This is a genomic window from Niastella populi, assembly GCF_002078015.1.
GTDB classification, from domain to species: domain Bacteria; phylum Bacteroidota; class Bacteroidia; order Chitinophagales; family Chitinophagaceae; genus Niastella; species Niastella populi.
This window is the reverse complement of record NZ_LWBP01000001.1, coordinates 412,418-432,723: the sequence shown is the minus strand read 5'-3', so window position 1 is coordinate 432,723 and position 20,306 is coordinate 412,418. Positions and strand designations below refer to the sequence as shown.

22 protein-coding genes are annotated in these 20,306 nt (G+C 45.2%); 12 read left to right on the top strand and 10 right to left on the bottom strand.

Annotation, left to right across the window (positions count from 1 at the left end; translation table 11 throughout):
• Positions 1-9 precede the first annotated feature (9 nt).
• From A4R26_RS01630 to A4R26_RS01620, 3 genes are all read left to right on the top strand, one after another.
• The gene (locus tag A4R26_RS01630) at positions 10-528 is read left to right on the top strand and encodes an O-acetyl-ADP-ribose deacetylase (protein ID WP_081159078.1); all 519 of its coding nucleotides are present in this window, start codon (positions 10-12) and stop codon (positions 526-528) included.
• A 73-nt stretch (positions 529-601) separates the two neighbouring features.
• Positions 602-1,603, top strand: coding sequence for a YhdH/YhfP family quinone oxidoreductase (locus A4R26_RS01625; protein WP_081159075.1), 1,002 nt, complete (start codon positions 602-604; stop codon positions 1,601-1,603).
• A gap of 2 nt (positions 1,604-1,605) precedes the next feature.
• Positions 1,606-2,640, top strand: a complete 1,035-nt coding sequence (locus A4R26_RS01620; protein ID WP_081159072.1) for a flavin reductase family protein — start codon at positions 1,606-1,608, stop codon at positions 2,638-2,640.
• Here the strand turns inward: A4R26_RS01620 and A4R26_RS01615 are convergent, their stop codons facing one another.
• From A4R26_RS01615 to A4R26_RS01600, 4 genes are all read right to left on the bottom strand, one after another.
• Positions 2,641-3,237 (bottom strand): suppressor of fused domain protein, encoded by a 597-nt coding sequence (locus A4R26_RS01615; protein WP_081159069.1) that lies wholly within the window; start codon positions 3,235-3,237, stop codon positions 2,641-2,643.
• Positions 3,238-3,270: 33 nt separating this feature from the next.
• The gene (locus A4R26_RS01610) at positions 3,271-4,053 is read right to left on the bottom strand and encodes a hypothetical protein (protein WP_081159067.1); all 783 of its coding nucleotides are present in this window, start codon (positions 4,051-4,053) and stop codon (positions 3,271-3,273) included.
• Positions 4,054-4,311: 258 nt separating this feature from the next.
• A complete protein-coding gene (locus A4R26_RS01605) occupies positions 4,312-4,797 on the bottom strand; it encodes a cytidine deaminase (protein WP_081159064.1) in 486 nt (161 codons plus the stop codon).
• A 226-nt stretch (positions 4,798-5,023) separates the two neighbouring features.
• A complete protein-coding gene (locus A4R26_RS01600; RefSeq protein ID WP_081159061.1) occupies positions 5,024-6,613 on the bottom strand; it encodes a S26 family signal peptidase in 1,590 nt (529 codons plus the stop codon).
• A gap of 180 nt (positions 6,614-6,793) precedes the next feature.
• Here A4R26_RS01600 and A4R26_RS01595 point away from each other — a divergent pair, with 180 nt between their 5' ends.
• The gene (locus A4R26_RS01595; RefSeq protein ID WP_081159059.1) at positions 6,794-7,720 is read left to right on the top strand and encodes a MerR family transcriptional regulator; all 927 of its coding nucleotides are present in this window, start codon (positions 6,794-6,796) and stop codon (positions 7,718-7,720) included.
• Positions 7,721-7,760: 40 nt separating this feature from the next.
• Here the strand turns inward: A4R26_RS01595 and A4R26_RS01590 are convergent, their stop codons facing one another.
• Positions 7,761-8,924 (bottom strand): sigma-54-dependent transcriptional regulator, encoded by a 1,164-nt coding sequence (locus A4R26_RS01590; RefSeq protein ID WP_081159056.1) that lies wholly within the window; start codon positions 8,922-8,924, stop codon positions 7,761-7,763.
• A gap of 72 nt (positions 8,925-8,996) precedes the next feature.
• On the opposite strand from A4R26_RS01590, the gene A4R26_RS01585 reads away from it, so the two are divergent.
• The gene (locus A4R26_RS01585; RefSeq protein ID WP_081159054.1) at positions 8,997-9,809 is read left to right on the top strand and encodes a DUF4846 domain-containing protein; all 813 of its coding nucleotides are present in this window, start codon (positions 8,997-8,999) and stop codon (positions 9,807-9,809) included.
• A gap of 108 nt (positions 9,810-9,917) precedes the next feature.
• A complete protein-coding gene (locus tag A4R26_RS35785) occupies positions 9,918-10,052 on the top strand; it encodes a hypothetical protein (protein ID WP_278248396.1) in 135 nt (44 codons plus the stop codon).
• 296 nt (positions 10,053-10,348) lie between these two features.
• Here A4R26_RS35785 and A4R26_RS01575 read toward each other — a convergent pair whose 3' ends face one another.
• Positions 10,349-11,335, bottom strand: a complete 987-nt coding sequence (locus A4R26_RS01575; RefSeq protein ID WP_081159037.1) for a pyruvate dehydrogenase complex E1 component subunit beta — start codon at positions 11,333-11,335, stop codon at positions 10,349-10,351.
• A gap of 309 nt (positions 11,336-11,644) precedes the next feature.
• Here A4R26_RS01575 and A4R26_RS01565 point away from each other — a divergent pair, with 309 nt between their 5' ends.
• Genes A4R26_RS01565 through A4R26_RS01555 form a run of 3 tightly spaced genes read left to right on the top strand, consistent with a single transcriptional unit; the run spans position 11,645 to position 14,641 of the window.
• Complete coding sequence (locus A4R26_RS01565) at positions 11,645-12,880, top strand: acyltransferase family protein (RefSeq protein WP_081159033.1); 1,236 nt, start codon at positions 11,645-11,647, stop codon at positions 12,878-12,880.
• A gap of 10 nt (positions 12,881-12,890) precedes the next feature.
• Positions 12,891-13,934, top strand: a complete 1,044-nt coding sequence (locus A4R26_RS01560; protein WP_081159030.1) for a sensor histidine kinase — start codon at positions 12,891-12,893, stop codon at positions 13,932-13,934.
• A complete protein-coding gene (locus A4R26_RS01555) occupies positions 13,931-14,641 on the top strand; it encodes a LytR/AlgR family response regulator transcription factor (RefSeq protein ID WP_081159027.1) in 711 nt (236 codons plus the stop codon). The genes A4R26_RS01560 and A4R26_RS01555 overlap by 4 nt, the downstream gene beginning before the upstream one ends.
• A 4-nt stretch (positions 14,642-14,645) precedes the next feature.
• On the opposite strand, the gene A4R26_RS01550 is transcribed toward A4R26_RS01555, so the two are convergent.
• Positions 14,646-15,059, bottom strand: a complete 414-nt coding sequence (locus tag A4R26_RS01550) for a hypothetical protein (protein ID WP_081159025.1) — start codon at positions 15,057-15,059, stop codon at positions 14,646-14,648.
• Positions 15,060-15,252: 193 nt separating this feature from the next.
• On the opposite strand from A4R26_RS01550, the gene A4R26_RS01545 reads away from it, so the two are divergent.
• Positions 15,253-15,657, top strand: coding sequence for a single-stranded DNA-binding protein (locus A4R26_RS01545; RefSeq protein WP_081159022.1), 405 nt, complete (start codon positions 15,253-15,255; stop codon positions 15,655-15,657).
• Between the two features lie 698 nt (positions 15,658-16,355).
• Here A4R26_RS01545 and A4R26_RS01540 read toward each other — a convergent pair.
• On the bottom strand, positions 16,356-16,874 hold the full coding sequence (locus tag A4R26_RS01540) for a GNAT family N-acetyltransferase (RefSeq protein WP_081159019.1): 519 nt from the start codon (positions 16,872-16,874) through the stop codon (positions 16,356-16,358).
• Positions 16,875-17,032: 158 nt separating this feature from the next.
• Here A4R26_RS01540 and A4R26_RS01535 point away from each other — a divergent pair, with 158 nt between their 5' ends.
• Positions 17,033-17,752 carry a hypothetical protein gene (locus A4R26_RS01535; protein WP_081159016.1) on the top strand — a complete coding sequence of 240 codons (720 nt, stop codon included), beginning with the start codon at positions 17,033-17,035 and terminating at the stop codon, positions 17,750-17,752.
• Positions 17,753-17,815: 63 nt separating this feature from the next.
• Here the strand turns inward: A4R26_RS01535 and A4R26_RS01530 are convergent, their stop codons facing one another.
• Positions 17,816-19,000 (bottom strand): acetyl-CoA C-acyltransferase, encoded by a 1,185-nt coding sequence (locus A4R26_RS01530; protein WP_081159014.1) that lies wholly within the window; start codon positions 18,998-19,000, stop codon positions 17,816-17,818.
• Between the two features lie 103 nt (positions 19,001-19,103).
• Positions 19,104-19,508, bottom strand: a complete 405-nt coding sequence (locus tag A4R26_RS01525; protein ID WP_081159011.1) for a DUF3175 domain-containing protein — start codon at positions 19,506-19,508, stop codon at positions 19,104-19,106.
• 448 nt (positions 19,509-19,956) lie between these two features.
• On the opposite strand from A4R26_RS01525, the gene A4R26_RS01520 reads away from it, so the two are divergent.
• Positions 19,957-20,304: a hypothetical protein gene (locus A4R26_RS01520; protein WP_081159431.1), complete on the top strand. Its 348-nt coding sequence runs from the start codon at positions 19,957-19,959 to the stop codon at positions 20,302-20,304.
• Positions 20,305-20,306 lie beyond the last annotated feature (2 nt).

Genomic DNA, 20,306 nt, shown 5'->3' with positions numbered 1-20,306 from the left:
ATGCAAACTATGATTACATTAATAAAAGGTGATATTACTAAAATGAAAGTGGATGCTGTTGTCAATGCAGCCAACTCTTCCCTTCTGGGCGGCGGCGGCGTCGATGGCGCCATTCACCGTGCCGGCGGCCCCGCCATACTGGAAGAATGCCGCCAGATCAGGGCAAAACAGGGCGGTTGCGATACCGGAGAGGCAGTGATCACTACCGGCGGACAATTACCGGCAAAATATGTTATTCATACCGTTGGCCCCGTTTGGAACAATGGAAATAAAGGCGAGCCGGAGTTGCTGGCAAAATGTTATCACAACTCATTACAATTAGCAGTTGAGCATGGAGCGAAGACCATCGCTTTTCCAAATATCAGTACCGGCGTTTACCGTTTTCCGAAACCGAATGCGGCAGAAATAGCCATTAAAGCGGTACAACAGTTCCTGGCAAACGATAATAATATAACCGAAGTGTACTTTGTATGTTTCGATGATGAGAATTATGAACTGTATAAAGAAAAACTTGCCGTGTTGCCTTGATGGCTTGTTGCCTCGTTGCCTTGGTTAAGTATGAAGTTTGCAAATAATAAAGATTTAAGAAATATCAGAAAATATGCCATTTAAAGCGCTTTGGATAACAGAAACCGGGTCTGGAAAATTTGAACGGAACATTGTTGAGCGATATATCGATGACCTGCCGGCAGGAGAAATGGTGATCAGGGTGCATTATTCTTCCCTGAATTACAAAGATGCGCTTTCGGCTACCGGCAACAAAGGCATTACCCGTAAGTTCCCGCATACACCCGGCATCGATGCCGCCGGTGTAATAGAAATAAGCCGCAACGAACGGTTTGCCGTAGGCGACGAAGTACTGGTAACCGGTTACGACCTTGGGATGAACACCTGTGGCGGGTTTGGCCAGTATATACGCGTACCGGCCAGCTGGGTAGTTAAAAAACCTGAGAACTATTCCCTGAAAGACTGTATGATCATCGGCACGGCCGGTTTTACCGCTGCCTGTGCGGTATATAAAATGGAACTGATGAAACTACAGCCCGAAGCAGGGCCCATTGTGGTTACCGGCGCAACAGGCGGCGTTGGCAGCCTGGCCATTTCTATTTTATCGAAAGCAGGTTATGAAGTGATTGCGGTAAGCGGCAAATCGAATGCACAGGATTATGTTACCCACCTTGGCGCGGTGCGGCTGGAACCAAGGGATTTTGTAACCGATACCTCCCAAAAAGCACTCTTGAAACCCAAATGGGCCGGGGCGATCGATACGGTGGGCGGCAATACGTTGGCCACCCTGTTGAAGGGCTGCATGCCCGAAGGTTGTGTGGTAAGCACCGGCCTGGTTTCCTCACCCAAACTCGATACTACCGTATATCCCTTTATTTTGAATGGCATTAATTTACTGGGCGTAGGTTCTGCCGAAACACCCATGAACGTACGCGTTACCATTTGGGAAAAACTGGCCAGCCAATGGCATATAAAAGATAAATTACCCGCGATCGCCAGGGAAGTCACCCTCGATGAACTGAATACAACTTACATTGATAATATTCTGCAGGGAAATATTATGGGCCGCATAGTGGTGAACTTAAACAACCTGTAAACATGGAACTGTTGCAATGGAAAGTGATACAGGTGATAGCGGAAACACCTGATACGGCTACCTATGTTTTGGAAGAAGTAAATGGCAGGCCCGTTACCTGGGAGGCCGGCCAGTCACTCACCTTTTTGTTCTATCGCTATGGCCATGAAATACGCCGCTCCTACTCTATTTGTACTGCGCATGGCATCGATAAACACATAGCCATTACCGTAAAAAAGAAAACCAATGGCGAAATTTCGCGGTACATCCTCAACAACTGGCAGCGCGGCACTTTTGCAGAAAGCCTGCCGCCGGCCGGAAGGTTTATCATCGAAACAGATCCCGCGCAAAAACGCCATATCTGGTTCATTGCGGCCGGAAGCGGAATAACGCCTGTTCTTGCCCTGATAAAAAAGCTGCTTTTTAACGAACCGGAAAGTCATATTACGCTTATCTATCAAAACCACGATGAGCGCAACATCATATTTCAAAAAGTATTGCAGGAACTGGCCGCACAATATGCGCACCGGTTCAACCGAATTGATGTATTAAGCAACCCCATTGACCCCGATACAAAACCCGCCCGCCTTAATAACTGGCTACTTGAGCAATTAGTAACCACAAACAATAAACCACAAACCACCAACCTGTTTTATACCTGCGGCCCCGAACCATTCATGCGCATGGTGCAGTTCACTTTACGGGTAATGGGTTTCGGGGAAGATCAGTTACGCAAGGAACATTTCGTTATTGAGCCGGTGCGCAAACCGGCGTTTACGATGCCCTCTACTGTTTATAACGTGGTATTGCATTATGCACAACAAACGCACCGGTTTACCATCGCCTGGCCCGATACCATTTTACAGGCAGCCAGAAAAAATGGGATCACACTGCCCTATAGCTGCAATACGGGCCGCTGCGGCACCTGTTCGGCCTATTGCCGCAAAGGTTCGGTAACCATGAGCAATAATGAAGTGCTTACCGATGCCGATGTGCAGGTTGGACTGGTGCTTACCTGTACCGGCTATGCAGCCGCAGATCTTGAACTGGAAGTGTAACTACACGTAACTTTTACGGCCACGGTCAAGTGCAACCGGATGGTTGTTCCCGCCAAAAAGATCGAGAATGGCGTTCACCCCGTGTTCTTTTTTATAGGCGTATTCCGCGTCGGTGAGAAATGTGAGCCAGAGAAAACCAACATCTTCATTTTCAACCCTGAAAACCGGTTCGTTATCGGCTTTAACAATGGAGGTTAAAGTAAGCAGTGTGGTAAGTTCGGAATCCTTAAAAAGATTTCCCATATGTATGGTGTGGCCCCAGCCGAGGAATGTTTGCGGTTCCTGTAAGAAGGGAAAACAACCGGTCCAGCATAACCAGTTGGCTATATCATCCAACTGCGTTTCATTTTCATTTACATACGCTATCATTTCTGCACGGGGCATATCGGTTTCATCGGCCCGTTCATCCATAACCATAGGAGTAAGACTCATTCCGAAAGTAACCAGTGTGCCCCAGGGCCGGCCTGTTTTTTCGGCTGAAAAAAAAGCACAGCCTACCTGCGGCGCTTCGTCGCTGGGATCCCATAACAGGGATGGCGTTGCACCAAAATGGCCGGTCAGCGAACGGAGTATATTTGTATGGGCTTCGGTTTTCATTCAGCTTTTTGTTTATAAGCAAACAAGGTACAATTATCTGTTTTTTACCTGCTCAAAATATTTACCGGTGAACTGCCAGGTAACGATTTCCCTTGTAACCTTACCATCGTCCTGTACAACAGTGAGGTGCAACCGGTCATCATCGGTATCGTAGTAGATCAGTTTCGCGGGGCGTTCGGGCCGGTGGGCCACAGTAAGAAAGTTATAATTAAACCCCATTTCGTTCACAGGTCCGTCACCTGTTTTAAATAGCCGCACCCATTCATCGAGGTCCTTATCATCGATGCAAAAACCCTTTACTCCCTGCGAAAAACTGGTGCTGGAGTGCGACTGGTTATACACGCCGAGATAGTATGTTTTATTATCCGTTTTCAGGGTATATACATTGGAATACCATTTACCGGCGTCCTGTTGATTATGTTCGGCCAACTGGGAAAACACTTCATTATCTACCCGGTATTGAAAAACGGCATCATAATCAGGTTCGGCGCCCCCCATTCCCGTATTCCATGAATAAATACGGAACAGGCCGTCTTCAGCCGTTTTTATAACAAGCCCTTCTTTTTCAAGGTCTTTAAACTCGCAGGTAAATGTAGTTCTTACGGAGGCCGTCCAGGCAAGCAGGCTATTGCGGAACGCGGTATTGGCCTCCCTTACAGAATCCATACGGCCGATCATGGAGGAAGCATCGGGATGTAAGCTCCAGTGCTGTAATCGTTTGAACGTGATTAATAATTCCTGTTCAATTTTCTGCGGCGATTGCGGATACGCATTGGCGGCACTGCAGAAAATGATCAATGAAATAATTATTCGCATTCTCCAAGATAAAAAATAAACCTTGTTGGTACAAGAGCGCTGTTTCCGTTTATAGGCGAACCGTGAAACATGAAAGGGTTCAAAAATGCCGGGACGTATCAGGAGGCAGCATCACTTTATTTTTTTGCCGATCGTCAGTTAATTCGCCGGGGCCCCGTTGCAGGTATATTGCCAACCGGGCATTCCAGGTATGAAAATTATTGTAAGGCCCGGAAACAGGACTTTCACGTTTGCCGTTTCACATTTCACGTTTATCAGTCACTTCAATTCTTCACTGGTAAACGCCAACGGCAATAACACACTCGCTTTCGGTATCACATATATCTTTCCTTCCATACCGCCCAGAATCAGCCTGATAGGATGCCCTACACGCATTTCAAATTCCTGTAATGACTGGCGGCAAATGCCACAGGGAGAAATAGGATGGTCGCTGTCGCCGTTACCGGCCTGATAGCTGATGGCCATTGATTCAATAGGCACTTTGGGATATAATGAAGAAGCCGAAGCCAGCAATACCCGCTCGGCACATAACCCAACCGGAAAGGAAGCGTTCTCCTGGTTGCTGCCGGCAACAATTTCACCATTGGCCAGTTTGGCAACCGCTCCTACGTGAAAATGTGAATAAGGCGCATAGGCGTGCTCCGTTACCTCCCTGGCCTCTGTGAGCAACCAGGCATCTTCTTCGGTAAGCTCCTGTATTGAATCATATACCTCGAATGAAAACTTATATTCACTTTGTTTCATTTGAAAATATTTATTGGTTTTTTTGCCAGATGTTTTAAAACCTTAACCAGACAAAAAATCCTCCCCGTTACGATCGCTATCGGAACGAAGAGGATTATTAAAGATAATGAAAGATTATTGTTTTATTGCTGTTTTATCCGACGGCCCTGTACTGAAAGATGCCACCTGATGCGGAGGCCCGAAAGTCAGCTCAAACCACAAACCACAAACCGCAAACTACAAACCATTAATGTATTGTTCTGAACATCCGGTTCCAGCGAACGCCATTTTCCCAACTCATCCAAATCAGCCAGGCCTCGCCTACAATGTGGTCTTCAGGTACAAAACCCCAAAAACGGCTGTCCTGCGAACGATGGCGGTTATCACCCATCATCCAGTAATAGTTCATTTTAAAAGTATAGGTTGTAGTTTCCTGGCCGTTGATGAAGATCTTACCATCCCGGTCTTCCCAGGTATTGTTCTCATACACCCTGATAGCGCGTTTATAACAGGCGATATTTTTAGGTGTCAACTGAATGGTAACTCCTTTTTTAGGGATCCACAAGGGACCGAAATTGTCAACACTCCACAAAATATTCGCTGTATCGCGTGGGAATATGCGCGGATCGCCAACCTCTTCTACCTTACGGGTCACCGATACCACCCCATCCATTTTTTTCACGATCGCCAGTTCATTTTCGGTAAGATTGAGCTTATAGGTGTTAACGCCAGTGGGTTCAAAATCGGGCGCGCTGTTCGCCTCCGAAGTAAGCCGAACGCCGGCTTCCCGCAGGTCTTCTTCCGTCAGTAATTTATTATTGGCAACAGTTGCCACATACTCGGCGGCAGCGGTTGGTGAAATATAAGCTTTCTGGCTGTTTACATATAAATACCCGTCAATGATCTGGATGGTATCGCCGGCAATGGCCACGCAACGTTTGATATAGTTCTCCCGTTTGTCGACCGGCCGGGTGATTACCGTAAAATTGCTCCATACATATTCGCGGGCATTTTCTTTGGCAACGGCGCGCAGTTGTGCTTCATTGGGTATTTGTGATCTCAGGATGCTGTACTGCTCCATTTCTGCCTGCAACAGCATATCGTAATACGGATCCTGCGAATCACGTTCTTTGGTAAGCGTATCGCCTGCCGGGAAGTTGAACACCACCACGTCATTGCGCTTGACCGGACTGGCAAACCAGCGCGTATAAGGCAGGTGAATGACTTCGGTATATGATTTCGAATTAGTAATGGGCAGCGTGTGATGCACAAACGGAATGGCCAGCGGCGTATTGGGTATGCGCGGACCGTAGCTCAGCTTGCTTACGAACAGAAAATCGTTCACCAGCAGGGTTTTCTCCATTGAACCGGTGGGAATGGTATACGCTTCAAAAACAAAAACGCGAATAAGGGTAGCCGCCACAACAGCAAAAACACCGGCATCTATCCATTCGCGCACCGTGGTTTTCTTGTGGTTCTTTACCGCCTCGGGGCCAAGGTACTTTACTTTTTTATCCATGCCGATCATGGGGAAGTACACCACCGATAAAAGGGCCGCCGCCGCATGATCGAGTAATTTGAATCTTCCGAATAATTTAACAAATTCAACCAGTAACCAAATGCTGATGAACCACCCTGCAACCGGAATAAATTGCCAGAAATACCAATGTTTTTTGATTTTGGCAACCTTTATAATTTCCCAGGTGTTATAGAACGGTACCCAGGCCTTCCAGGAGGGAATACCGGCTTTTTCGAATAATTTCGCAAGACCATAGGCAGGCAATATCAGAATTAGTAGGGATACCAATATGATAATCAACAGATCGTGTAAACTCATTATGGGGCTATTTTATAAAAAAATCCGGGCAAAAATACCATATTAATTTGCAAGGAAACAGGCCAATAACGAACTATTTGCTAAAAAACGTATAATCTCTAAGCTTATGGGCTTTATTTGTTATAAACAGTATTTCTCCAGTTCCATTAGTTGTAATATCTTACCTTTTGTTACAATCATATGAATCTCTTTTCTATCCGGGATATTGAAAACTTAACGGGCATCAAGGCGCATACCCTGCGCATCTGGGAACAGCGTTACAACCTTTTCTGCCCAAAACGCAGGGAAAGCAAACACCGTTTCTATGATTGCGAGGACTTAAAGCACCTTTTACGCATAGCTTACCTGTATAACCAGGGACATAAAATTTCACAAATCGCCTGCTGTTCGCCCGAAGAAATGGCCAGGATGGCCCTCGAAGCAAAACCCGATTCGGATAATTACGAAATCTTCATCAATCAGCTTACCGAAGCCACGCTCGACCTCGACCAGCCGCGGTTCGATAAAATATTGCACAACCTGGTATTGCATGCCGGTTTTGAAAAAAGCATGATCTGCGTATTATTCCCGTTTCTAAAGAAGATCGGGGTTTTATGGCTTACCGGCCAGTTAATACAGGCGCATGCCCATTTTGCCCGTTCGCTCATCATTAAAAAAATGATGGTGGCCATCGACGGGTTGGAAAAAACTGCATATACCGGCGGCCGGCGGGTACTGTTGTTCACCCCGGCGGGTGACCACCACGATATGCCGGGCGGCGAATGCCAGGAATTACCGCTGCTCTTTATGCATTACATGTTAAAGAAGGAAAGGGTGCCGGCCATTTATATGGGTAAGAACGTTCCGCTCGATATGTTGCAGCTGATCTGCTCCCAACACCACGTTACGCAATTGTATTTCCTCATCATTCCCAACCTGAACAAATGCGACATGCATGAATACCTGAAGCAGTTCAGTATCATGTTCCCCGACAAAGAGATCGTTTTTTCAGGCCCCGAGGCCTGCCAGTGCAGTTGCGATCTGAAAAATGTGAGGTTATTGAAAACTATAGAAGAAAAGAAAGCCTTTCTTAAAGAAGGAAAGACTGAATTAATTACAGCAAGTTGACGAGTTAACTGGTTAACTAGTTAACTCGTCAACCAGTTAACTACCTTTTGGGAACTACATACGCATGTACATCATCGGGAATAATGTTTTTGCCCGAGAGGATGATCAACCGCTCTACCACGTTACGCAGCTCGCGGATGTTGCCCGTCCAGTTATGTTGTTTCAAGGCATCCAGTGCCTCTTTCTCAATGCCTTTTTTGGGAATTCCATAATCGGCACAGATATCGGCCAGGAATTTATCGACCAGTAAGGGAATGTCTTCGCGGCGATCGTTCAGTGAAGGCACATGAATGATAATAACGCTAAGCCGATGGTATAAGTCGAGACGAAAGTTTTTGTCATCCACTTCTTTCAACAGGTCTTTATTGGTAGCCGCTATCACCCGTACATCTACACTGATATCTTTATCGCCCCCTACCCGCGTTATCTTTCCTTCCTGCAATGCACGTAATACCTTGGCCTGAGCGCTCAGGCTCATATCGCCAATTTCATCGAGGAAAAGCGTACCGCCGTGCGCCTGTTCAAACTTACCAATCCGTTGCTTAACGGCTGAGGTAAAAGAACCTTTTTCATGACCGAACAGTTCGCTTTCTATCAGCTCACTGGGAATGGCCGCGCAGTTAACTTCAACGAGCGGACCGGCAGCACGGTTGCTTTTTTCATGCACCCAGCGGGCTACCAGTTCCTTACCCACCCCGTTTTCACCGGTTACCAGAATACGGGCGTCGGTAGGCGCCACTTTATCGATGGTTTCTTTGATCTTTACGATGGGCGCCGATTCGCCGATCATTTCTTCCACCTTGCTCACCTTGCGCTTAAGTACCCTGGTTTCGGTAACCAGGTTGTTCTTATCCATCGCATTGCGAATGGTTATCAGGAGGCGGTTGAGATCGGGTGGCTTCGAAATATAATCGTAAGCGCCCTTTTTAACAGCCTCAACGGCTGTTTCAATTGTACCGTGGCCGCTGATCATGATCACCGGTACATCGGGATTTGCCTCGCGGGCTTTATCTAAAAATTCAATACCATCCAGTTTGGGCATTTTGATATCACACAACACTACATCATACGCTTTCTCTTTAAATTTTTTGAGACCTTCTTCTCCATCGCCGGCCTCTTCAATTTTATAGCCTTCATAGGAAAGGATCTCACTGAGTGTTTTACGGATCGCTTTTTCGTCGTCGATAATTAAAATGTTTGACATAGTTGGTTTAACAGTCTTTTGCTATGGAAAAATATAATTCCTACATCCTATAGGTTCTTCAAAAGTAACAATATGAAACGGAACCTCCTTACGTCAATTTTCCTGCCGTTTTTACTAATTATGATCGTAGGAATAGCTGCATTGTACGTATACCCCCGTTTTTTTGGGCAACCTCCCCTTCCTGCTCTATCAAAGATCGGCATGGCCACCCCTGATTTGCCTGATCATATTGGAGCCATACCGCTGCCGGCAGGCTATGAACGTATGCCCGCCGCCAGGGGCTCATTTGCCGAATGGTTACAAAACATTCGCATAAAGAAAGGGAAAACTGTTTTCTTATACAATGGCGCACCAAAAAGAAACCAGGAAGCGCAATATGTGGTGCTTGACATTCCGGTAAGTGATAAAGACCTGCAGCAATGCGCCGATGCGGTAATGCGTTTGCGGGCCCAGTACCTGTACAGCCAGAAAAGATTTGCCGAGATCTGGTTCAGCGATAACAGCGGAAAGAAATATGTGTGCCCCGCATCGGTTGACAGTACCCGCTTCGAACGTTATCTAGAAAAAGTATATGCGTACTGCGGAACTATTTCGCTTGAAAGACAACTGCACAAAGTAGCCGGCTTCAATAATATTCGGCCCGGCGATGTATTGATAAAAGGCGGCTCACCGGGCCATGCCGTAATAGTGGTAGATGTGGCGGTGAGCAAAACCGGTAAAAAGCTATATATGCTGGCCCAGAGTTATATGCCGGCCCAGGATATTCACGTTCTGAAAAATCCTTCCAATAGCAGGTATTCGCCCTGGTATGAGGTGAATACAAATAACTCATTCATTTTCACTCCCGAATGGACGTTCACACCCAATCAGTTAAAACGTTGGTAAAATTTACTAAATAGAAACTGGTAAATCTACCTTGCACGAACCGTTGACGCATATTACTTTAGTGTCATATCCTTTAAAAAACACATTTCTAACCAAAATCCGTTACTTATGAAGGCATCTGCTGTAGATGTTCGCGCTCACCTTCCATTAACTAAAGTAATTACCCGTTTAATTTTATTGGGTGGATTTATCCTTGGAGGCATGTATGGCCTGCTGGCCTTATGCTCTTTTATGCTTAAATAATTGAGTAACTTTTTCTATTAATATCCAAAGCAAGCAAAAACGGTCTCCCGAAATTCGGGAGGCTTTTTTTATTGGTTGCCGGTTGCAGGGAGCAGGTTTCAGATACAGGTTACAGGTTTCAAGGTACAGGTAATACAGTTGCCGGTTGTTCTGCGTTAAGCGTTCGGCGTTTTGCGTTCCCGCGTTAAGCAAAAAAAAATGGCTACAGTATAAACTGTAACCATTTTAAAGAAATATATTCAATGACATTGTAAAGGCTGTTGGCTTTATGCCTCGTTGCCTTATATGCCTTTTTCTTACTTTCTCATATACATTACTTCCTTCACCAGTTTCACTGTGCGTTCAACATTGGGTAAAGCCAGTTCAACCAGGTTGGGTGCGTAGTGCAGCGGCGCATCGGCGGCTGTAATACGGCGGATAGGCGCATCGAGATAATCGAAACCTTCTTTCTGAATGCGGTAAGCGATCTCAGAAGATACCGAACACATGGGCCATTGCTCTTCAACGATCACCAGGCGGTTGGTCTTTTTAACGCTTTCGAGAATGGTGTACCAGTCGAGCGGACGAATAGTACGCAGGTCGATAACTTCAGCGCTGACACCTTCTTTTTCCAGTTCAGCAGCCGCGCCCAGCGCCACCTTCATCATTTTATTGTAAGAAACGATGGTAACATCGTTACCGGGCCGCTTAACATCGGCTTTACCGATCTCGATCAGGTATTCTTCTTCGGGAACTTCGCCTTTGTCGCCATACATAACCTCGCTTTCCATGAACATCACGGGATCTTCATCGCGGATGGCGGCTTTCATCAATCCTTTGGCGTCGTATGGGTTGGAAGGAGAAATTACTTTAATACCGGGAATGTTTGCATAGTAGCTTTCAAAAGCTGTAGAGTGCTGGGCACCAAGCTGACCGGCAGAACCGTTGGGCCCGCGGAAAACGATCGGACAACCAATTTGACCACCGCTCATGGCCAGCATTTTGGAAGCTGTATTTAAAATCTGATCCAATGCCAGTACGGCAAAGTTCCAGGTCATGAACTCAACGATAGGACGTAAACCGTTTTGAGCAGCACCTACCGCAATACCGGTGAAACCAAGCTCGGCAATAGGGGTGTCAATGATTCTTTTGGGGCCGAATTCTGCCAGCATACCCTGGCTTACTTTATAGGCGCCATTGTATTCAGCTACTTCCTCACCCATCAGGAAAACCCGGTCGTCTCTCCTCATTTCTTCACTCATAGCTTCGCGGAGCGCTTCGCGAAATGCGATAGTTCTTGCCATTCTGTATTCAGTTTTTTAAACCCGGCAAAATTATTGGTTGGCGGCCATAATAACAAATCGCCGGGCAATAATAAATTAAATGTCTAAAAGACAGAAAGTCAGGAAGAACAGTAAAGGCCCGTACCTGGCGTCTTTCACCCGGTTTGAGGCTGAATAATGCATTTTTCTCAATTATCTGAAGGGAACCACCTTCAGTACCGGTCATTGGCACATTGCCCTTCCCGCCTTTTCACCCTCCTGAACCGTCCACACGTCAAAGTAATTTTACAGGCGGGCGGCCCGAAACTAGGTTTGTAGAAAATTAACCGTATGCAACCTGCTTCCAACCGCCAGTCGTATTTAGACTGGCTCCGCATTTTCTCTATCATCGCTGTCTTCTTCCTTCACTCCGGAATGGCTTTCGTGGAAGAATGGGAATGGCACCTGAAAAACAACGAAACCAGCAACCTGCTGATGGAAATTAACTTCTGGCTCGGCCGGTTCAGAATGCCGCTGCTGTTTTTCATCTCGGGAACGGTAACTTATTTTATGCTGCAACGAAGAAGCAGTGGTTCGTTCATCGGTTTACGGTTCCGGCGTTTGTTTATTCCCCTGGTATTTGGGATCCTGGTGATTGTTCCGCCACAGGTATACATGGAACGGCTGACACAAGGCTTTAAAGGCAACTTTGCCGACTTCTACGGTACCGTTTTTTCAACCGGTGCATACCCTGCCGGTAATTTCAGCTGGCATCACCTGTGGTTTATTGTGTATTTGTTTTTGTACGATATACTGTTTGCTCCCTTGTTCAAATGGATGATGAGTGAAAAAGGCAGGGAACGGCTGGCATTCTTCAACAAACTGGCCAATCGTAAATGGATCTATCTGCTTCCGGTGCCCGGCGTGATCGCCTATACCGCCATGAGCCGGCCGTTTCCCGAAACGCATGATCTTATTCACGACTGGGGCCGCCACGTATACTGGTTGTTTTTTCTGATAACCGGTTTTACCTGTATCAATTTTCCTAAACTGATGGAGAGCCTCGAACGCAACCGCCGCACCTCTTTTCTTTTCGCATTTGCAAGTATTTTGCTGATCAATTATTTGCGATGGAATAACCTTGAACCGGATGAAGTGCTCCCCAACTGGCAAAGCGATTACCGCACTTATTTGTTTATTGCTTTATTTCCTCTTACGGCCTGGAGTTGGATCTTCACCTTTATCGGGTATGGCAGGCGTTACCTGAACAAAAAGCACAGCGTGCTGAATTATGTGAATGAAGCCGTTTATCCTTTTTATATTTTACACCAGACGATCATCGTGATAGTAGTATTTTATGTAATAAGGACTAACGAACCCGTATTGAACAAGTTCCTGTTTACTTTTATAACATCCTTTGCATTGGTGATGTGCATTTATCATTTATTTATCAGGCCGTATGCCATTACGCGATTCCTGTTTGGGATGAAACCGAAGAAAAAAGCGGTAAAGCAGATGAAAGAAACGAAAGAGGCTGCGCAGGAGAAATCAAGTGAAATTGCGCAGGCAGCCATCCAAATATCGTAAATTACAAATAATGAAACGGTTCTGGAAATATGTGTTCCCCGGGTTATTTGGACTGGTGATCTATACTACCGTGCGGGTGATCAACGATACGGTATCACATTTCCGGTTTTGGGAAAGGGCCTGGGAGTTCACCGCCATAGAAGTGGTCTTTGTCATAGGTACAGGATATATAACCATGTACGCATTTGACAGGCTGTTCAGGCATTTCGATAAAAAACTACAACACCAGATCAATTTCAAAACCGTATTGCAGGAATTGATTTGGGTGGTAATAATAACGGAGGTGATAAACAATGCCATCGTTACTCCTATGGCCGCTTTAACCGATGATGGTTTAAGCTGGGGAGATTTCGCTACCATAAATATCATCCCGTTATTGTATTGCCTGGTATATTATGCAGTAGCGCGAAGTCATAAATTGTTACAGGCCTATATAAACAATAAGCTTTTACTTGAAAAGATCACCAACGACCATTTGCAAACGGAGTTGAAATTCTTAAAAGCGCAATATCATCCGCATTTCCTGTTCAATGCACTCAATACCGTTTATTTTCAGATGGACGACAATGTAGCGGAGGCCAAGAAAAGCATCGAAAAATTTTCGGAGTTACTGCGATACCAGTTGTACGACCAGCAACAGACGGTGCCCATCAGCAGCGAGCTGCATTACCTGCAGAACTTTATTGACCTGCAGCAAATAAGAAGTTCAGATAAATTACAATTGAAGGTTTACTTTGACAGTTCCTTCAATGGCGAGCAGGTATATCCATTATTGTTTTTGCCATTGGTAGAAAATGCTTTTAAATACGTTGGCGGGGATTACCAAATAAATATTGAAGCCCGAAAAGAAAAAGACAATATATGTTTTACCGTAGAAAATGCTACACCGGCAGTAACGGAATGGATCAAAGAAACCGGCTCCGTGCCCAGGAATGGTATCGGTTTAGAAAACCTGAAACGGCGGCTTGAATTATTGTACCCGGCAAAACATACATTTACAGTGATCAAAAAAGAAAAAAGCTTTTTTGCAGAAATACAATTACAGTTACCATGAAGCCAATCATAAAGTGTGTAATCACCGATGATGAACCAATTGCCCGCAAGGGCCTGCAGGGATATATTGAAAAAATTGATTTTCTGCAACTGGCAGGGGTTTGTGAAGATGCCATTCAGTTAAACTCACTATTAAAACAGCAACCGGTTGACCTGTTGTTGCTCGATATTGAAATGCCGTATGTAACCGGCATCGATTTCCTGAAGAATACTCCCCAGGCGCCGAAGGTGATCTTCACTACCGCATATGAACAATATGCCATCAAAGGCTATGAACTCGATGTGCTCGATTACCTGTTAAAACCCATCTCCTTTGAACGCTTTTTAAAAGCGGCCAATAAAGCCTACGATTACTTTGCCGGGGCTATTACCAAAGAAAACAATTACCTGTTCATTAAAACCGACAACAAACTGGAAAAAGTGAATTTGAATGAGCTGCTATTCGTTGAAGCCATGGAAAATTACGTGGCGCTTTATACTGCAGACAGGAAGCTCATTACCCACTCCACCCTGAAAGCCTTACAGGAAAAACTCCCCGCCAGCCAGTTCATTCAACCGCATAAATCGTACGTGGTGAATATGCAATGCATACAATCGATTGAAGGCAACATCTTACACGTAGCCGGCAGGTACCAGATCCCGATATCGAAATATCAGAAGGAGGAGGTGATGGAAAGGATCGTGAATGATAAGTTGTTGAGGCGGTAGGCCCTCATCCCCCACTCTTTACCAACTGTTGCTTCCGCTCCCACGGAAAAACCTTTTTGCGGGTATCCTTTACTGCCAACACCTTTTCACTATCGAGGGGTCGATAGCCATAATCATAACAATAATAGTATTGCTCCTGCTTTTTTGGCTGGTACTGCTCAGTGAAATACTCGAACTGAAACCCCTTCTCTACTAACTTCTGGCGATCTATCACCAGCGTTTTTTTCTCCAAAGGCGCCAGTATCTCTTCCAGGATCCTCCGGTTCTTACGCAGAATGTTATTGATGTTCCGCATTAACGGGGTGGCATCGCTGTTCAACCGGTTGTTGTAGTTGTTCCGGCATGAATCGTCGCAGAATTTTTTATCCGTGCGGCCTTTAATAGGCCGTTCGCAGGCCAGACAGTTTTTAACAGTCATTATCAAAGGTTTGAATGGCTATTGAAAGATGGAAAGTACTAAAAATAAACGTTTGTAAACGACAACAAACGTTTATATCCGAATACAAACGTTTAAAAACCGACTAGGGCTTTCCGTGGGTGGCATCTTTGTGTGGTCAATCGAACGGCGCCAGATAGACTGAAATAAATTGATAATCTTAAAAACAAAAGTTATGTACGCAATAAGAAACAAAGTGCAGCTGATCGGGAACTTAGGCCAATATCCTGAAATACACACTACCGAAACCGGTAAAAAACTTGCCCGCTTTTCTATAGCTACCAATGATACCTATCGCAACGCAAGTGGAACAAAAGTAACGGAAACATCCTGGCATAAAGTAATAGCCTGGGGCAAGCTGGCTGAAATAGCCGAAAAGTATTTAACAAAAGGAAAAGAAGTAGCCGTATCGGGCAAACTCGTTCACCGCAGTTACACCGATAAAAACGGCATTAAACGGTATGTTACCGAAATAGTGCTCTCTGAATTGCTTATGCTTGGCGGAGGTTATAAACCTCCTGCCGAAACCCAGGAATGGCACAATGAAGGGATGCCTGAAAGCGAAGAACTTGAAGCATAAGTCAGCAGTCAGGGCCGGTGCGGTTTTATCGAAAAACTTAACCCGGTAGCCTACAAAGCTGTTTTACTACCTGTACTGGTACAGAACTGTATCGTATGCTGCAATGATCGCCTAAAAGCATCCGTAACTGTATAACTATGTTATTTAATCAAATCAGTGCAATCTATACTGTAACAATTTCCTGACGACATTCACAAGCGTATTGCCATTAACCATTATCAAACATTATTTAACCGTATTTGCTACTGAAACAATTCCCCTCCGAACGGTGTTGTAAAATTGCTCATAGTGGGCTTAAAATCCATAATCAAAATAGTACGGTTATCCGTGTTAATGAAGTGTTATGCCCTGCTGTAAAGCCGTACATCTTCTCATGTTGAGCAATACTACAACCCCCATCTGTACCCTGCATAAACATTCAGCATTAACCTGTCATCGGTTCAACCTCCGTAAGTGTTATAAATTATTTTGGTGTGTGTTTATATGTGTTGTTCATTCATGGTTTCCATATCTGTACAAGAACACGGGCTATAGGTCTGCTGAAATAAGCATGTCAATAAAAAGTGTATGGTTTTATGTAAAGGATCATGTCATATAGAAAGATGTAACAGGCATGGCTTATCACAGTATTACCTCAGGTCCCATGTTTAGTATGTTGATATGCCCCGCCGATATCTATCGGCGGGCTATTTTTTATCTTACAACATTTTCTTCATCAGCCAGTCCGTTTGCGGATCATTTCCCAGCATAAAAACATGTTCACTGAACTTTTCAAATCCCCACTTCGTATAAAACGCAATGGCCTTTGCATTCTTTTCCCATACGCCCAGCCAGATAACCGGTACATTCTTTTGCCGGGCGAGCTCAATACATCGCTCCATCAGGGCTTTGCCCACGCCCTTTCCGATACTTTTTTGTTCCGCATAAATACGGGCAATCTCCAATGCTTCCCCGCCTTCTACCAATAACGGATTCGTGGTTTCGCGAACCCGTGCATATCCTACCGCTTCATCACCATCATATGCCAGTAAAAATGTATTGCCTGTAGCGCCTACTTCCTTCATCAACTTCTCGCGGGTAAAAGTTTCATTCATAAACTTGTCCATATCTGCTTCTGTATTATCACCGGCAAATGCATCATAAAACGTTTGCCGGCTGAGCGTTGCTATCAGTTCAGCATCCGCCGTAGTCGCTTCCCTTACCTGAATCTCATTCATACTGCAAATGTATTATTGATCTATAATCCAACACCACATTGATTTATATCATTTTTTCCTGCCATATATTCTTTGTACCTTTTCAATATCCTTTACCTATATCCCTACTCCTTCCCTGATCTCTCTTCTACTAATTAATTAACTTAAACTGCTAAAACATGAGAACCCTCTTTCTCTGTTGGCTGTTGATGCCCTGCATCGGGGTGAGCCAGTCAAAGACCGTTGTAAGCACCTTCAGGGTATTTCCCAAACCTGAAAAAATAACCGAGTTCGAAAAAGCACTGGCCGCTCATGCACAAAAATTCCACACCGGTGAATGGAAATGGCGTACATATGAAATTCTTTCCGGTCCCGATGCCGGCGCCTATCATGTAACGGAGGGCCCTAACTCCTGGGCCCAGCTCGACGAGCGAAAAGACATCAGTAAAGAACATACAACAGACTGGAACACCAACATTGCCCCCTTTACCACCGGCCAGGGTATGCAGGGTTTTTCGGTTTACCGCGAAGATCTTAGCTCCGTTCCCTTACTCGAGTTCTCTGAAAAAATGGCCATCACCCATGTCTTCCCCAAACAGGGTTATGCCGATACCATTATTGCCATTATAAAAAAGATAAAAGTGATCTGGCAAAAAAGCAATGAACCGGTGGCCGTATACCAGGTATCAGGTTCGGGCCCCACCCAGATCGTACTGGTATTCCGCTATAAAACCGGCTGGAAAGAAAGAGACCCCGGATTTCGCAAACCCTTTATGGAAAGATATAAAGCCGAATACAGCGATAACGGTTACAACGAATATCTTGCCGCCGTTCAACAGTTTGTTGAAAAAAGCTGGGCTGAAATGCTCTCCTACCGGGCAGACCTCAGTTCAAAATAATACATAAAATGAACAAGCCTCCCGACGTACCGGGAGGCTTGTTCATTATTCAAAAAAGTTCGTTTACATATTTTCTATCACCATGGCCGAGGCGCCGCCACCGCCATTACAAATACCTGCTGCACCATATTTCCCTTTATTATGCTTCAACACATTGATGAGGGTAACGATAATGCGCGCCCCACTGGCTCCTAACGGATGCCCCAACGAAACAGCCCCTCCATGCACATTTACTTTTGCGGGGTCAAGTTTCATTCGTTTGGAATTTTCTATTCCCACCACTGCAAATGCTTCGTTCAATTCCCAATAATCAATATCGGTCATTTTCAAACCGGCTTTTGCCACCGCTTTGGGCACCGCTATCGCAGGCGTAGTGGTAAACCAGTCCGGCGCCTGCTCAGCATCGGCATAGGAGATAATTTTTGCAATTGGCTTCAATCCCAGTTCATCAGCTTTTTCCTTACTCATCAAAACCAACGCTGCCGCCCCATCATTCATGGTACTGGCATTGGCCGCTGTTACCGTTCCATCTTTCTGAAAAGCGGGTTTCAGCTCCGGTATTTTATCAAACTTTACATTAAAAGGCTCTTCGTCTTTAAAAAATTTAATGGCATCGCCCTTGCGTTGCGGAATTTCAACCGGCACCACCTCATCGGCAAACTTTCCATCGGCCCAGGCTGCCTGGCTGCGTTTATAACTTTCAATGGCAAATGCATCCTGATCGTTTCGCGAAATACCACATTCCTTTGCGCAAAGCTCTGCCGCATTACCCATCGCCTGTCCGTTATACACATCGGTAAGGCCATCTTTTGCCAACCCGTCAATAAGGTTGCTATTGCCGTATTTGTTTCCCCACCGCATGCTATCTACATAGAACGGCACATTGCTCATACTTTCCATACCACCGGCTACCACAATATCGGCATCGCCCAGTGCTATGCTTTGCGCTGCCTGTGCAATGGCTTTCATACCGCTTGCACAAACTTTGTTTACAGTTGTACAATTGACCTCATCGGGCAAACCGGCATATTTTGCCGCCTGGCGGGCAGGCGCCTGGCCCAGGTTGGCCTGTATAACACAACCCATCAATACATCCTGTACCTGGTTCGGCTGCAGCCCGGCCTTTTCCAGTGCAGCCTTTATGGCAATGGCGCCCAGTTTAGTAGCAGTAAAATCTTTTAAACCGCCGCCAAAGCTGCCCATAGGCGTTCGAACGGCTGAAATAATATACACCTCTTTTTTGTTCATATCGTAAGTGCTGTTTTTTAAGATCAGGGTTCTGTTACAGGCAAAGATATGGCATTACTAACAATCGTTAGCTACTAATTAACGTTTACCCTTCCAAATGGTTCTATTCCTCCCTGCCGAACAGTTTGCGCAGTTCGGGTTTCGCTTTCTCCAGCGGCTGCTTTTCTTTGGCCGTTAATTGTTTACCAGCCCGGTTGATGTAAAAATTCAGCATAGACATGGCCGACTGAAAGGGTGTTCCCTTTTTTCGTTTGCTTTTTTCGGCAGACCGCTTTAACGACCGCGCGATCTTTTTAGGATCGGTCGATTTGAAAACCCCCGATTCCAGATCAAGCGCATCGCTGGTTTGCATTACCCGGCGCGACCATTTCTTTTTTGGCGTGGTCTTTTTGCTGGTGGCAGTTCTTTTGCCTGCTGTCTTTCGTGCGGTGGATGTTTTTTTTCGGGGAGAAGATCTTTTTTTCGTGGTTGCGGCCCTTCCCTTCTTTTTCTTTACAACTGTTGCCATAAATTTTCCCAAACGTGATGCAACAGGAATACCAATAAAAAAACCCCGGTTTTACCCGGGGCTCGTGATATTTTTTTCCCATTGTACTTTCGTATCCGGCCATCTTACTTCTCTCCTAAAGAGGGTAATTGCCAGAAGGAAAAAATTATCGCTCTTAATAAGTATTAAAATTACTGTGCCAGCAACGGTCGTTTTTAAATTATACTGATAATCCGTCGTTTGTGAAAGCACAGGCTTTTAACGGGCTGCCGTGTGGAAATATTTCCATAAACCCTTATCCGCTTCAACAAAACAACCGGCACCGGCGGCCGATACGTAGCTTTATTCAGTCAAAAACATGGAGTTCAGCTACCACAGGTTGGCACAGGTTTTTGAAATATACTATAGCTCGCAGTACCAGATTGGTATTCAACGACAGCTGATTATTTCTTCATTTAAAAACTTGTTTATGGAAACGAAGCCTTCAGAAATGACAACCCTTACCGCAATATTGGAAAAATTAAGACTTCAACATAACGATAATGAATTTACGCCTAAGAACGATGGATTCACTACCACCAATGGAAAATTCTACAGACCGGAAGACCTGACCATTATAAAAACCTATCGTTTTGAAGGTCAGTCCGATCCTGGCGACTCCTCCATCGTATATCTCATACAGGCCCACGACGGCACTATGGGTTACAGCATGGATGCTTATGGTGCATATACTACCCATAATGAGGTTGACAACTACGATGATCTTATAAAAAGGATTCCGGTACAGGAACGTGATGAACAAGCCATTTTCCATTAAAC